This window comes from Magnetospirillum aberrantis SpK (assembly GCF_011022235.1).
GTDB lineage: Bacteria > Pseudomonadota > Alphaproteobacteria > Rhodospirillales > Magnetospirillaceae > Magnetospirillum > Magnetospirillum aberrantis.
This window is the reverse complement of record NZ_JAAIYP010000027.1, coordinates 76667-89812: the sequence shown is the minus strand read 5'-3', so window position 1 is coordinate 89812 and position 13146 is coordinate 76667. Positions and strand designations below refer to the sequence as shown.

Sequence of the window (13146 nt, the reverse complement as noted above, 5' to 3'; positions counted from 1 at the left end):
CGAAGAAACGCGACAACGGTCCTAGCGCAACCGCGCCCGCCCGGCAATCCCCCCAGATGGATTTCCTGGCCTTCGCCAGGGGCAAGGGTGGGGCGTGGCGAATGCAAGTTGAAATGTGCGGCGCCGGGCATACCCTGGATGGGCGGCAGCATGGAGAACGGTTGATGGGTCCCGAAGTGCTGAGTGTGGCCGAAATGTATCGTGCCGACGCCCTGGCGACGGTGGGCGGCGTGTCCGGTGAGCATTTGATGGAAGCTGCCGGCTTCGCCGTGGCGCGTGCGCTCAGACGGCGTTTCGGTCCCTGTCGGGTGGCGGTGCTGTGCGGGCCGGGCAACAATGGCGGCGATGGTTTCGTGGTGGCGCGGCGGTTGCGTGACGCCGGTTACGCGGTTCGGCTGGCGCTGTTGGGCGATGCCGTCAACCTCAAGGGCGACGCGGCGGCCATGGCGTCCCGCTGGCATGGGGCGACCGAGCCGTTGTCGTCCGCGGTGCTTGAGCGCGCCGACGTGGTGGTCGACGCCTTGTTCGGCGCCGGTCTGGCCCGTCCGTTGTCGGGCGTGGCCGCCGACATGGTGGCCGAGATTGCCCGGCGCGGCCTGCCGGTGGTGGCGGTGGACGTGCCGTCCGGGGTGGACGGCGATACCGGTCAGGTGTTGGGCTGCGCACCGCAGGCGGTAACGACGGTGACGTTTTTCCGCAAGAAGCCAGGGCACCTGTTGCTGCCGGGGCGTCTGTTGTGCGGCGAGGTCGAGGTGGCCGACATCGGCATTCCGGCCTCGGTGCTGGCTGAGGTCGAGCCACCCCTGGCCGAGAACGGCCCGGCGGTTTGGCGCGACCGTTTCCCGTGGCCCGCGGTTGATGGCCACAAATATGCCCGCGGCCATCTGGTGGTGGTGGGCGGTCCCGTCATGACCGGGGCGGCACGTCTGGTGGCGCGGGCGGCACGGCGGGTGGGGGCGGGGTTGGCGACCATCGCCGCCCCGGCCGAGGCGCTGGCGATCCTGCGGGCCGGCGATCCTGGGACCATGGTCGCCGACCTTGCCGAATTCGACACGCTGTTGGCCGACAGCCGCAAGAACGCGCTGGTGCTGGGACCGGGATGCGGCGTCGGCGCCGCCCTGCGGGCACGGGTGCTGGCGGCGGCGCGGACGGGAAAGGCCATGGTGCTGGATGCCGACGCGCTGTCCAGTTTCTCGGAATCCCCCGGCGAATTGTTCAAGGTTCTTTCCGACAACGTGGTTTTGACACCCCATGATGGCGAGTTCGCCCGGCTGTTCGGCAAAAGCGACGGCAGCCGGCTGGAGCGCGCCCGTCGCGCCGCCAAGCGGGCCGGGGCGGTGGTGTTGCTGAAAGGGCCGGACACGGTGGTCGCCCATCCCGATGGCCGTGCCGTCATCAACGCCAACGCGCCGCCCTGGCTGGCCACTGCCGGGTCGGGGGACGTGCTGGCCGGCATGATCGGTGGCTTGATGGCGGCGGGCATGGATGCCTTTTTCGCCGCCGCCGCCGGTGCGTGGCTGCATGGAGCGGCGGCCGGCCAGGGGCCGGGGCTGATCGCCGAGGACTTGCCCGAGGCATTGCCCCGGATTTTGACCGCCCTTTTTCCTTAGATCGTCTTGCCGGTGTTTGCGCAACCGGCGATCCTTACCCACATCAAGGAGAAACCCTCCCAATGACAGAAGGACGAGAGGCGCCCCGCATGACACAAGCCGTCGGAACTTCCCTCATCGCCCGTATCAAGGGTTTGGCGAAATTGTGGCTCGACGTCGCCGGTTCGGCCAAGGGTGGTGAAACCCTGAGCTTTGCCCCCGACCTGCCCGACGACGACCTGGAACGTCTGCGCAAGCAGATGTTGGCCTGTCTGGAAGGCAAGGGCGGCGAGGTGTCGGCCCGTGCCCGCGCCGCCGCCCTGGGACGCGAATACCTGTCCCTGTCGGCCGAGGGGCGCAGGCGTTTCCTGCGGTTGATGGCCGGTTTCGGTCCAGACACCGCCCGCGTCGGCGGCGCCACCCAGGCGTTGCTGGCGGCCGGTGACGATGATCAGGCCCGCCTGTCGGCCGAGGCCGCCTTGCGCACCGCGCTGGAACCGCCCTATGCCCGTCTGCTGACCCAGTTCAACGCCTTGCCCGAGGGGGTCAAGTTCCTGGTGGACCTGCGGGCCGAGTTGATGGGCATGGCCAAGGGCGACGCCCGCCTGACCGCGCTGGCCAAGGAACTGAAGGATCTGTTGGCGGCGTGGTTCGACGTCGGCTTTCTGGAACTTCAACGCATCACTTGGCGCTCGCCGGCCTGTGTCTTGGAAAAGATCATGGCCTACGAGGCGGTGCACGCCATTCAGGGGTGGGGCGATCTGAAGAACCGGCTGGATTCCGACCGTCGCCTTTACGCCTTTTTCCATCCGCGCATGCCCGAGGAGCCGTTGATCTTCGTCGAGGTGGCTTTGGTGCGCGGCATCGCCGGCAACGTGCACGAACTGCTCGACCCCCACGCCCCGGTGGGAAACCCGGACGAAGCCGACACCGCCATCTTCTATTCCATCAACAACGCCCAACGTGGGCTGGACGGCATCAGCTTCGGCAACTTCCTGATCAAGAAGGTGGTCGAGGAATTGTCGCGTGAGTTCCCCAGGCTCAAGAACTTCGCCACGCTGTCGCCGCTGCCCGGTTTCCGTCCTTGGCTGGTGGAGAAACTCGCCGAGGGCGAGGCCGGGTTGCTGTTGCCGGCCGAACATCGGACGCTGACGCAATTGTCCAACGGCCAGGGCGCCAAGGGCAGCCTGAAGGCGTTGGTGGACGATGGCGACTGGGCCAATGATCCGATGATCGCCGAAACCTTGCGGGCGCCGTTGACCCGGCTGGCGGCCCGTTACGTCGCCCAGGAGAAGCGGACGGGACAGGGGCGGGCGCTTGATCCGGTGGCCCATTTCCATTTGTCCAACGGTGCCCGTGTCGAGCGTCTGAATTGGCTGGCCGACACCAGCGCCAAGGGAATGAAGCAATCCCTGGGGCTGATGATCAACTACCTCTACAAACTGGACGAGATAGAAACCAACCACGAATCCTATTCCGGCACCGGCAAGGTGGCGGTGTCGTCGGATATTCGCGGCCTGTTGAAGGTGTAAGAAAAAGCCAAGCCCCTTTCCGCATCGCGGGAAGGGGCTTCGTCTTTTGGAAAAACCCGCTCGGCGCTTGAGGGCGGCGTTGATCGGTTCAGATCAACGCGATTTGGTATCAGGGCTCAGCCCTGACGGATTTCCCTCACGAAATGGTCCACCTGAGCGCTGAGCGTCGCCGAATTGCCGGTAAGCGTCTCGGCCGAGATCAGAACCTCGCGCGCGGCGTTGCCGGTTTCGAACGCGGCGGCCGAGACGCGGGCGATGGTGCCGGTCACTTCCTGGGTTCCTTGGGCCGCCTGCTGTACGTTGCGGGCGATTTCCTGGGTGGCGGCGCCCTGTTCCTCGACCGCGGCGGCGATGCCGCTCGCGATGTCGTTGATCTGGCCGATGGTGGTGGCGATGGCGCCGATGGCGCTGACCGCGTCATGGGTGGCGTTTTGAACCGCGTTGATTTGGGCGGCGATTTCCTCGGTCGCCTTGGCGGTCTGGTTGGCCAGGCTCTTGACCTCGTTGGCCACCACGGCGAAACCCTTGCCGGCCTCGCCGGCACGGGCGGCCTCGATGGTGGCGTTCAGGGCCAGAAGGTTGGTCTGGCTGGCGATGTCGTTGATCAGTTTGACCACCTGGCCGATCTTTCCCGCCGCCTCGGCCAGGCTTTGCACCATGTCGTTGCTGCGGTTGGCCTCGACCATCGCCGACGAGGCGATGGAAGCCGAATGCGATACCTGGCGGCCGATTTCGGCGATGGAACTGGACAGTTCCTCGGCGGCGGCGGCCACGGTCTGGATGTTGACGGTGGCCTCCTCGGCGGCGGCGGCTACCGTGGTGGACTGCATCGAGGTTTCCTCGGCGTTGGCCGCCATGGTCCGCGCGCTGGCCTCCATCTGGGTGGCTGCGGCGGCGACCTGGGACACCACGCCTTGCACGTCGCGTTCGAAGGAATCGGCCTTGGTCCCCAGTTCGCGGGCGATGATGGCCGCGGTGTTGGTTTCGATGTAGACCGAGGTGGCAAGGTCCATGTCGAGATAGGCCGCCTTGTTCACCGCTGCCAGAACTTGCGCCAGTTTTTCCGGCTTCTTGCGATAGGCGGTGATGGCGATGGCGAACACCTGATTGAGGACGAAGCAGTAGCCGGCGGTGTACCAACGCGGTTCCAACCCGATGCGCTGGTGAATCTTGCCGATTTCGGTGACGTTGGCGAAGTAGCGGTCGTCGAAATTGCCGGCGAACACGCTGTCCAGCCAGTGACGCTTCTGCATGGCGCGGGCGTGGTCCATGCGGGCGGGCGAGGCGAACAAGTCAGCCACCGCCGGATTGGCCCGCACGTAGCCGTAGAAATCCTCGAGCAGGGAATCCATGCGGGGGGCCAGGATTTCGCGGAACTCACGCAAAGCTCGACAGGTTTCGTCGTCGATTCGCAAGAAAGCCAAACGTCCGGCGCGGTCCAGATCCATGATGTGCCCCAAACTTAGGTCTATGTCTTAGAGGAGGTGGGTGCTTGATATACCTATTTCAACGGATTGGCGTCCTACGAAACTCCCAGGCCTCTAGTTCCATCGTATTAGAAGTATCCTTAAAATCAATATGGAATTCCGCCTTTTGGCCATGGCGAACGGGGAATGACAGAACATGCTTACAAGCGCTGTATCCGCGCGCTCGACTATGATATAGACACCGGTTCCGGCGGGCCGACCCTTGGTCGCGCACCTGCTCGTGCGGGCGTGGTGGAACTGGTAGACACACTGGATTTAGGTTCCAGCGGCTTCGGCCATGGGGGTTCAAGTCCCTTCGCCCGCACCAGTCGCGCTCCGCGCCCCAGGGGTGTCCGTGACCGCCGGTATTCTTGCAACGAATTGATTCGATTGGCGAAAGACTGATGCAGGTAACCGAGACGAATGCTGACGGCCTGAAGCGCGAGTTCAAGGTCGTCGTCCCCGCGGCGCAGCTTGAGGCGCGCACCGAATCCCGGCTGGCGGAAATCGCCCGTGAGGTGAAGCTGCCCGGCTTCCGCCCCGGCAAGGTGCCCCTGAAGATCGTGCGTCAGAAGTATGGCGCGTCCATCATGGGTGAGGTGCTGGAGGCCGCCGTCAACGAGGGCACCGGCTCGGCCATCCAGGACAAGGGCCTCAAGCCCGCCATGCAGCCCAAGGTCGAGATCACCTCGTACGCCGAGGGCAAGGACCTGGAATTCACCGTCGCCTTGGAAGTCCTGCCGGAAATCACCGCCATGGATTTCGCGACCCTGTCGCTGGAGCGCGAGAAGGCCGCCGCTCCCGAGGGCGAGATCAACGACACCCTGGCCCGCATCGCCGAGCGTCACGAAGGCAGCGAGACCGTCGAGCGCGCCGCCGCCGCCGGTGACGTGGTGGTGATCGACTTCGTCGGCAAGAAGGACGGCGAGGCGTTCGCCGGCGGTACCGCCGAGGGTTATTCGCTGAAGCTCGGTTCCAACACCTTCATCCCCGGCTTCGAGGACCAACTGGTCGGCAAGTCGGCCGGCGACGCGGTGGTGGTCGAGGTGACCTTCCCCGAAGGCTACGGCAACGAAGATCTGGCCGGCAAGCCCGCCACCTTCGACGTCACCGTCCACGAAGTGCGCGCCACCAAGGCCGCCGAGATGGATGACGAACTGGCCAAGAAGGTCGGCATGGACAGCCTGGACGCCCTGAAGCAGGCGATCAAGGACGAGTTGACCCGCGAACTGGACGGCATCGCCCGGACCAAGCTCAAGCGCGTTCTGTTGGACCAGTTGGCCGCCAACCATGATTTCCAGGTTCCGGAAGGCATGGTCGAGCAGGAGTTCGAGGCCATCTGGAAGCAGATCGAGCAGGACAAGGAAGCCGGGCGTCTGGACCCGGCGGACGCCGACAAGGACGAAGAGACCCTCAAGACCGAGTACCGGACCCTGGCCGAACGCCGCGTCCGTCTGGGTCTGCTGCTGGCCGACGTCGGCCAGAAGAACGAGGTCACCGTCACCCAGGACGACCTGAACAAGGCGCTGATCGAGGAAGCCCGCCGCTTCCCCGGCCAGGAGCACCTGGTGTTCCAGTACTACAAGAACAACCAGGAAGCCCTGAATTCGCTGCGTGCCCCCATTTTCGAGGACAAGGTCATCGACTTCATCCTTGAACTGGCCAAGGTGACCGACAAGGAAGTGTCGGTCGAGGATCTGCGCAAGGATCCCGACGAGGCGGGCGAGGAGAAGGCCGAGGAAGCCAAGCCGAAGAAGAAGGCCACCAAGAAGAAGGCCGAATCGGCCGAGTGATCTTGGGTTCGTGTCGGCCGGCGGCCTCCGTGAAGGGGGCCGCCGGTTTTTTATGCGTTGATAACGGTGTGTGTGATTGCGAAAATCAGTTCGTTCCCCAAATCTAGGGCGGCTTGTGCGCCGTCGCCGCATTTTCTTGCTGTGCGCACGGCGAATTTCAGTGGCGCAACCCGCCCAGGTCGGCTAGGACGGATTCCAGCAACCGCCACATGATGGACTGACGAGAAGGACGGACCATGCGCGAGAGAGACCCCATCGACCTCTACATGAATACCCTCGTGCCGATGGTGGTCGAGCAGACCAACCGGGGCGAGCGGTCTTACGACATCTATTCCCGTCTGTTGAAAGAGCGCATCATCTTCCTGACCGGTCAGGTCTATGACGAGGTCGCCAGCCTGATCTGCGCCCAGCTTCTGTTCCTCGAATCCGAGAACCCGAGCAAGGATATCGCCTTCTACATCAACTCGCCGGGTGGCGTGGTGACGTCGGGCCTGTCCATCTACGACACCATGCAATACATCCGCCCGTCGGTGTCGACCGTGTGTCTGGGCCAGGCGGCGTCCATGGGGTCGTTGCTGCTGACCGCCGGCGAAAAGGGCAAGCGCTTCGCCCTGCCCAACGCGCGGGTGATGGTGCACCAGCCTTCGGGCGGCTTCCAGGGCCAGGCCACCGACATCGAGATTCACGCTCGCGAGATCCTGGCGCTCCGGGCCCGGCTCAACAACATGTACGTGAGCCACACCGGGCAGCCGCTCGAGGTGATCGAGCAGGCCATGGAACGCGACAAGTTCCTGAGCGCCACCGAAGCCAAGGAATTCGGACTGATCGACGAGGTGGTCAGCAGCCGTCAGCCGCCCGAAGCGGAGCCGTCGGAGGGCTGATTCGACCCCGGCCGGCGCCGACTTCCGCCAAAAGGAGGCGCCGCGCCATGGGTTATTTTCATTGTGTGCCGCCGATTCGTGTGGCTAACATTGATTCCAATTTGTCTGGCCGCGCTTTACCAATGGAGTACCGATGACCAAGTCCACGAGCGGCGATTCCAAGAACACTCTCTACTGCTCGTTCTGCGGAAAGAGTCAGCACGAGGTGCGCAAGCTGATCGCCGGGCCGACCGTGTTCATTTGCGATGAATGCGTCGAGCTGTGCATGGACATCATTCGCGAAGAGCACAAGACCCATCTGGTTCGCTCGCGCGACGGTGTGCCGACCCCGAAGGACATTCGTGCCGTGCTCGATGACTATGTCATCGGCCAGGACCACGCCAAGAAGGTCCTGTCGGTTGCCGTGCACAATCACTACAAGCGCTTGCAGCACGGCGGCAAAGCCAACGAAATCGAGATCGCCAAGTCCAACATCCTGCTGATCGGCCCCACCGGCTGCGGCAAGACGTTGCTGGCCCAGACCCTGGCCCGCATCCTGGACGTGCCGTTCACCATGGCCGACGCCACCACTTTGACCGAAGCCGGCTATGTGGGCGAGGACGTCGAGAACATCATCCTCAAGCTGTTGCAGGCGGCCGAGTATAATGTCGAACGCGCCCAGCGCGGCATCGTCTACATCGACGAGGTCGACAAGATCAGCCGCAAGTCCGACAACCCCTCCATCACCCGCGACGTGTCGGGCGAGGGTGTGCAGCAGGCCCTGCTGAAGATCATGGAAGGCACGGTGGCCTCCGTTCCGCCCCAGGGCGGCCGCAAGCATCCGCAACAGGAGTTCTTGCAGGTGGACACCACCAACATCCTGTTCATCTGCGGCGGCGCCTTCGCCGGCTTGGAAAAGGTGATCGGATCGCGAGGACAGCAGACCTCGATCGGTTTCGGTGCCGAGGTGCGTGGACCTGACGAGCGTCGGACCGGCGAAATCCTGCGTGAGGTCGAGCCCGAGGACTTGCTGAAGTTCGGCTTGATTCCCGAATTCGTCGGCCGTCTGCCGGTGCTGGCGACGCTGGATGACCTGGACGTGGACGCCTTGGTGGAAATTCTGTCCAAACCCAAGAACGCCCTGGTCAAGCAGTACCAGCGCTTGTTCGAGATGGAAGACACCAAGCTGAGCTTCCAGGACGACGCGCTCAAGGCGATCGCCGAGAAGGCCATCCAGCGCAAGACCGGTGCCCGCGGCCTGCGTTCCATCATGGAAGGCATCTTGCTGGACACCATGTTCGAACTGCCGACGCTCGACAGCGTCGAGGAAGTGATGGTCAACAAGGAGGCGGTCGAGGGCCACGCCCAGCCGCTCTACATCCATTCCGAACGCCGGGAGGATGTGGGCGCCTGAGGATCTGGGCGCAAAGGTATAAGAGCGTCGGGGGGCGAGGGCCGGTTCGCCGGGCCTTCCCTTGACGGGAGAGGGGAACAGCCTAGGTATAGAACCAGGCACGTTTGAAATGGTGAAAAGTCGGCCGTCCGCGCGGTGGCCGCATACGTTCAAGAGGCAGCATGGCCGAAATCGCAAGCGGCGACGTTTATCCGGTTCTTCCCCTCCGCGATATCGTCGTCTTCCCCCACATGATCGTCCCGCTGTTCGTCGGCCGTGAGAAATCGGTGCGCGCGCTGGAAGACGTCATGCGCGAGGACAAGCAGATTTTGTTGGTGGCGCAAAAGAACGCCGCTCAGGACGATCCCACCACCGACGACATCTATGCTGTCGGGACCGTTTCGACGGTTCTGCAATTGCTCAAGCTGCCTGACGGCACCGTCAAGGTGCTGGTCGAAGGCAGCCGCCGGGCCAGGATCACCGGTTTCACCGACAATCCCGACTTCTTCCAGGCGGTCGCCGAGGTCATGGGCGACCCCGAGAGCGAAGGTCAGGAACTGGAGGCGCTGTCGCGGTCGGTGGTCAGCCAGTTCGAGCAATACATCAAGCTGAACAAGAAGATTCCGCCCGAGGTTCTGGTGTCGGTCAACCAGATCGAGGACCCGGGCAAGCTGGCCGACACGGTGGCGTCGCATCTGTCGCTCAAGATCGCCGAAAAGCAGGAATTGCTGGAGTGCGACACCGTCACCGAACGGCTGGAGCGGGTTTATTCCCACATGGAAGGCGAAATCGGCGTTCTTCAGGTGGAAAAGAAGATCCGCAACCGCGTCAAGCGGCAGATGGAGAAAACCCAGCGCGAGTACTATCTGAACGAGCAGCTCAAGGCCATCCAAAAGGAATTGGGTGAGACCGAGGACGGCAAGGACGAAGTCGCCGAACTGGAAGAGCGTATCGCCAAGACCCGCCTGTCCAAGGAAGCGCGCGAGAAGGCCGTGGCCGAGTTGAAGAAGCTCAAGTCCATGAGTCCGATGTCGGCCGAGGCGACGGTGGTGCGCAACTACCTCGACTGGATGCTGACCATTCCGTGGAAGAAGCGGACCAAGGTCAAGAAAGACATCAAGCTGGCGGAGACGATCCTCGACGCCGAGCATTATGGCCTGGAAAAGGTCAAGGAACGCATTATCGAGTATTTGGCGGTACAGACCCGTACCGACAAGGTCAAGGGTCCGATCCTGTGCCTGGTCGGTCCGCCCGGCGTCGGCAAGACGTCGCTCGGCAAGTCCATGGCCACCGCCACGGGCCGCAACTTCGTGCGCATCAGCCTTGGCGGCGTGCGCGACGAGGCCGAGGTGCGCGGTCACCGCCGGACTTATATTGGTTCCATGCCGGGCAAGATCATCCAGGGCATGAAGAAGGCCAAGTCGTCCAACCCGCTCTTCCTGCTTGACGAAATCGACAAGCTGGGCGCCGATTGGCGTGGCGATCCGTCCTCGGCGTTGCTCGAGGTTCTGGACCCCGAGCAGAACTCGACCTTCAACGACCATTACCTCGAGGTCGATTACGACCTGTCGGACGTGATGTTCGTCACCACCGCCAACTCCCTACGCATGCCCCAGCCGCTGCTGGACCGCATGGAGGTGATCCGCCTGTCCGGCTACACCGAGGACGAAAAGGTGGAAATCGCCAAGCGCCACCTGCTCAGCAAGGTGGTCAAGGCGGCGGGGCTGGCCAAGGAAGAGATCAACATCACCGACGACGCCATCCGCGATCTGTGCCGTTACTACACCCGCGAGGCGGGCGTGCGTAACCTGGAACGCGAATTGGCCAACCTTGCCCGCAAGGCGACAACCGAGATCGTCTCGAAGGGTAAGAAAAAGGTCACCATCAGCGCCAAGACGCTGGAGAAGTACGCCGGAATCCGCAAGTTCCGTTATGGCGAAGTGGAACTGGAGGACATGGTCGGCGCGGTGACCGGCTTGGCCTGGACCGAAGTGGGCGGCGAATTGCTGACCATCGAGGCGGTGACCATGCCCGGCAAGGGCAATTTCAGCATCACCGGCAAGCTGGGCGATGTGATGCAGGAATCGGTGCAGGCGGCGCGTTCTTACGTCCGCTCGCGTTCGGTCACTCTTGGCATCAAGCCGACGGTGTTCGAAAAGCGTGACATCCATGTGCACGTGCCCGAAGGGGCCACGCCCAAGGATGGCCCCAGCGCCGGCATCGCCATGTGCACGGCCATCGTTTCGGCACTGACCGGCATTCCGGTGCGCAAGGAAGTGGCCATGACCGGCGAGGTGACGTTGCGCGGCCGGGTGCTGCCCATCGGCGGCCTCAAGGAAAAGCTGTTGGCGGCGTTGCGCGGCGGTCTCAAGACCGTTCTCATTCCCAAGGAGAACGAGAAGGACTTGGCCGAGATCCCCGATAACGTCAAGAAAGGACTGGAGATCGTGCCGGTGTCCACGGTGGACGAGGTGCTGGCCCGTGCCCTGACGTCGCAGCCGGTGGCCATCGAGTGGGAAGAACCGGCCGAAACGGCTCCGGCGGTGGCCAAGGATGCCGAAGTGACGGTCACCACCCACTAAATCCGACTTAAGTCTAAGGTATGGAAACGGCCGCCGGATACAACCGGCGGCCGTTTTCTATTGGCGGGACCAATTGCCGATAATTAACCGGAAATTGCGTCGTGAGATGATAGGAAAGTGGCGGTTTTCCGGGGGTTTGCGGCGAATGGCAATTGACGCTCGCATGACCTGGGATTTAGACTGCGCGGCATTGAAGGGTTTCAGGCCGGATTGATTTGCTGCCGGCGACAAAAGAGGGGGCCATCAGGTGAACAAGAACGATCTCGTGACCGCCGTTGCTAACAGCTCCGGCCTGTCCAAGTCCGACGCCGCCAAGGCCGTCGATGGTGTTTTTGAGGCGGTCACCGACGCGCTGAAGGCCGGTGACGAAGTTCGCCTGGTTGGGTTCGGCACTTTCGCCGTCGCCGCCCGTGCCGCGTCCGAGGGGCGCAACCCGCGCACCGGCGAAAAGATCACCATCGCCGCCTCGAAGCAGCCGAAGTTCAAGGCCGGCAAGGGCCTCAAGGACGCCGTCCAGTAAGGTCTGTCGCCGCAAGATTTGTGAAAACGCCGGTTTCGCTGAGCCGGCGTTTTCTTTTGGTCACGGTGTTGTGTTTTTCCTCAGCCCCCCTTATGAAAGGGGGCGCGGGCGGTTAGCTCAGTTGGTAGAGCATATCGTTTACACCGATAGGGTCGGCGGTTCGAGCCCGTCACCGCCCACCAAGCCTATAAGGCATTGATTTCACCGTGGTTTCAAGTGTGTGGGTGCTTCGTTAGCACACCTTCACGTCACACTTGAGAACCCGCCTCCCGACCGAAATCAACCACGCCCCGCAGGACGAGGCATACTCCTGCCATCCCCAGGCCATACCCGCCAGGGCCGTTTTCCGGGGCATGGAACGGGCAAAGCCATTCCGTCGCCAATTCGGCCAGGGCGCTCCGAGACGCCCCACTGCCCTCCAGCCTCTTCAAGGGTCTGCCCCGGAGAACAGCGAAACGAAGGAGTTGACCTCCATGCCTAGAACTAAGACACGGGGAAAATGGGAGTGCGTTCCTTGACTTCCCCGTGTCCTTCGCCGATAGTCTCCACACTATGAGAAGGGGTTCTCGCCAAAAGGCTTACATGACGGAAACGGATAGTTCGCAAGGACTTCTCCGCCGTCATGTCGTGTCTTGGATCGGCTTGATCCTGTTGGCCTTCAACGTTCTGGGCGCCGGCTCCATGCCGGCCCAGGCCGAGGGAACGACGCCCCTTTTCGCCCAGGAATTGCTGGGCGACCGCATCGTGATCTGTACCGCCGCCGGCATGGTGGTGATGGATCGCGACGGCAACATCCTTGATACCCAAGGGCCTTCGGCCCACACCAGTTTCTGCGTCTACTGTCTGCCGTTGATGCATGGCGGGGTCCAGGCCCCGGCCGTGATCGCGCTCGCCATCCTGGTCGAGGCGGTGGAGACGCAGGCGTTCCTCCCCGCCGAACAGCCCGCGCCGCGTCTTTCGCGTCCCTCGGGCACCGCCCAGCCCCGCGCCCCGCCTCTGGCCTGACCCTCGTTCGTTTCGCCGGCGCGGCCCGTCCCTGAACAGGGGCGCCCGTTCCTTGCGGTCCCGTGCGGAGTCCGGCCATGCACCTCAAACGGTCCTGGCAATCCACGCCCGCCGCCCTGCGTCTGGCCCTGTCCGGCATGATCGCCGGGGCCTTTGGCGGGGTGGTCCTGGTCGGCCTTGTCCTGGTGTTGGACATCGCCCGTCTGCGTTCCCTGCTGTCGACCGCGGCCTTGCCGCCATCGCCGCTGGAATGGCTGACGGTCCCCGGTGCCTTCGCCATGATCGGGCTGGCGGTGGCCCTGAGCTGGGGCGGCACCGACGGCTGAACCGCCGACGCCGTTCCCGGAATTTCCCGGCGAAACCCGTATTCCAACCGACGCAGGAAAACCACTCGTTTCCCAAGGAG

10 protein-coding genes and 2 tRNA genes are annotated in these 13146 nt (G+C 63.5%); 11 read left to right on the top strand and 1 reads right to left on the bottom strand.

Translation table 11 applies throughout. The features are described from left to right. The first annotated feature begins 164 nt into the window (after nucleotides 1–164). Both G4223_RS04855 and G4223_RS04850 read left to right on the top strand, forming a co-directional pair. On the top strand, nucleotides 165–1610 hold the full coding sequence (locus tag G4223_RS04855) for an NAD(P)H-hydrate dehydratase (RefSeq protein ID WP_163675802.1): 1446 nt from the start codon (nucleotides 165–167) through the stop codon (nucleotides 1608–1610). A gap of 89 nt (nucleotides 1611–1699) precedes the next feature. Further along, on the top strand, nucleotides 1700–3121 hold the full coding sequence (locus G4223_RS04850) for a malonyl-CoA decarboxylase (RefSeq protein ID WP_163675799.1): 1422 nt from the start codon (nucleotides 1700–1702) through the stop codon (nucleotides 3119–3121). Nucleotides 3122–3237: 116 nt separating this feature from the next. Here the strand turns inward: G4223_RS04850 and G4223_RS04845 are convergent, their stop codons facing one another. Beyond that, on the bottom strand, nucleotides 3238–4569 hold the full coding sequence (locus G4223_RS04845; RefSeq protein WP_163675796.1) for a globin-coupled sensor protein: 1332 nt from the start codon (nucleotides 4567–4569) through the stop codon (nucleotides 3238–3240). A gap of 261 nt (nucleotides 4570–4830) precedes the next feature. Here G4223_RS04845 and G4223_RS04840 point away from each other — a divergent pair. From G4223_RS04840 to G4223_RS04800, 9 genes are all read left to right on the top strand, one after another. Continuing rightward, nucleotides 4831–4915: transfer RNA gene (locus G4223_RS04840), tRNA-Leu, on the top strand. A gap of 76 nt (nucleotides 4916–4991) precedes the next feature. After that, a complete protein-coding gene (gene tig, locus G4223_RS04835) occupies nucleotides 4992–6380 on the top strand; it encodes a trigger factor (protein WP_163675792.1) in 1389 nt (462 codons plus the stop codon). 236 nt (nucleotides 6381–6616) lie between these two features. Then, nucleotides 6617–7261, top strand: coding sequence for an ATP-dependent Clp endopeptidase proteolytic subunit ClpP (gene clpP, locus G4223_RS04830; protein ID WP_163675789.1), 645 nt, complete (start codon nucleotides 6617–6619; stop codon nucleotides 7259–7261). 133 nt (nucleotides 7262–7394) lie between these two features. Next, a complete protein-coding gene (gene clpX / locus G4223_RS04825; RefSeq protein ID WP_163675787.1) occupies nucleotides 7395–8654 on the top strand; it encodes an ATP-dependent Clp protease ATP-binding subunit ClpX in 1260 nt (419 codons plus the stop codon). 161 nt (nucleotides 8655–8815) lie between these two features. After that, nucleotides 8816–11215: an endopeptidase La gene (gene lon / locus G4223_RS04820; protein ID WP_163675783.1), complete on the top strand. Its 2400-nt coding sequence runs from the start codon at nucleotides 8816–8818 to the stop codon at nucleotides 11213–11215. Between the two features lie 247 nt (nucleotides 11216–11462). Continuing rightward, the gene (locus G4223_RS04815) at nucleotides 11463–11735 is read left to right on the top strand and encodes an HU family DNA-binding protein (RefSeq protein ID WP_163675780.1); all 273 of its coding nucleotides are present in this window, start codon (nucleotides 11463–11465) and stop codon (nucleotides 11733–11735) included. Nucleotides 11736–11841: 106 nt separating this feature from the next. Continuing rightward, a tRNA-Val gene (locus tag G4223_RS04810) sits at nucleotides 11842–11917 on the top strand. A 445-nt stretch (nucleotides 11918–12362) separates the two neighbouring features. Next, on the top strand, nucleotides 12363–12740 hold the full coding sequence (locus tag G4223_RS04805) for a DUF2946 family protein (RefSeq protein WP_163675778.1): 378 nt from the start codon (nucleotides 12363–12365) through the stop codon (nucleotides 12738–12740). 77 nt (nucleotides 12741–12817) lie between these two features. Further along, complete coding sequence (locus G4223_RS04800; RefSeq protein ID WP_163675775.1) at nucleotides 12818–13066, top strand: hypothetical protein; 249 nt, start codon at nucleotides 12818–12820, stop codon at nucleotides 13064–13066. Nucleotides 13067–13146 lie beyond the last annotated feature (80 nt).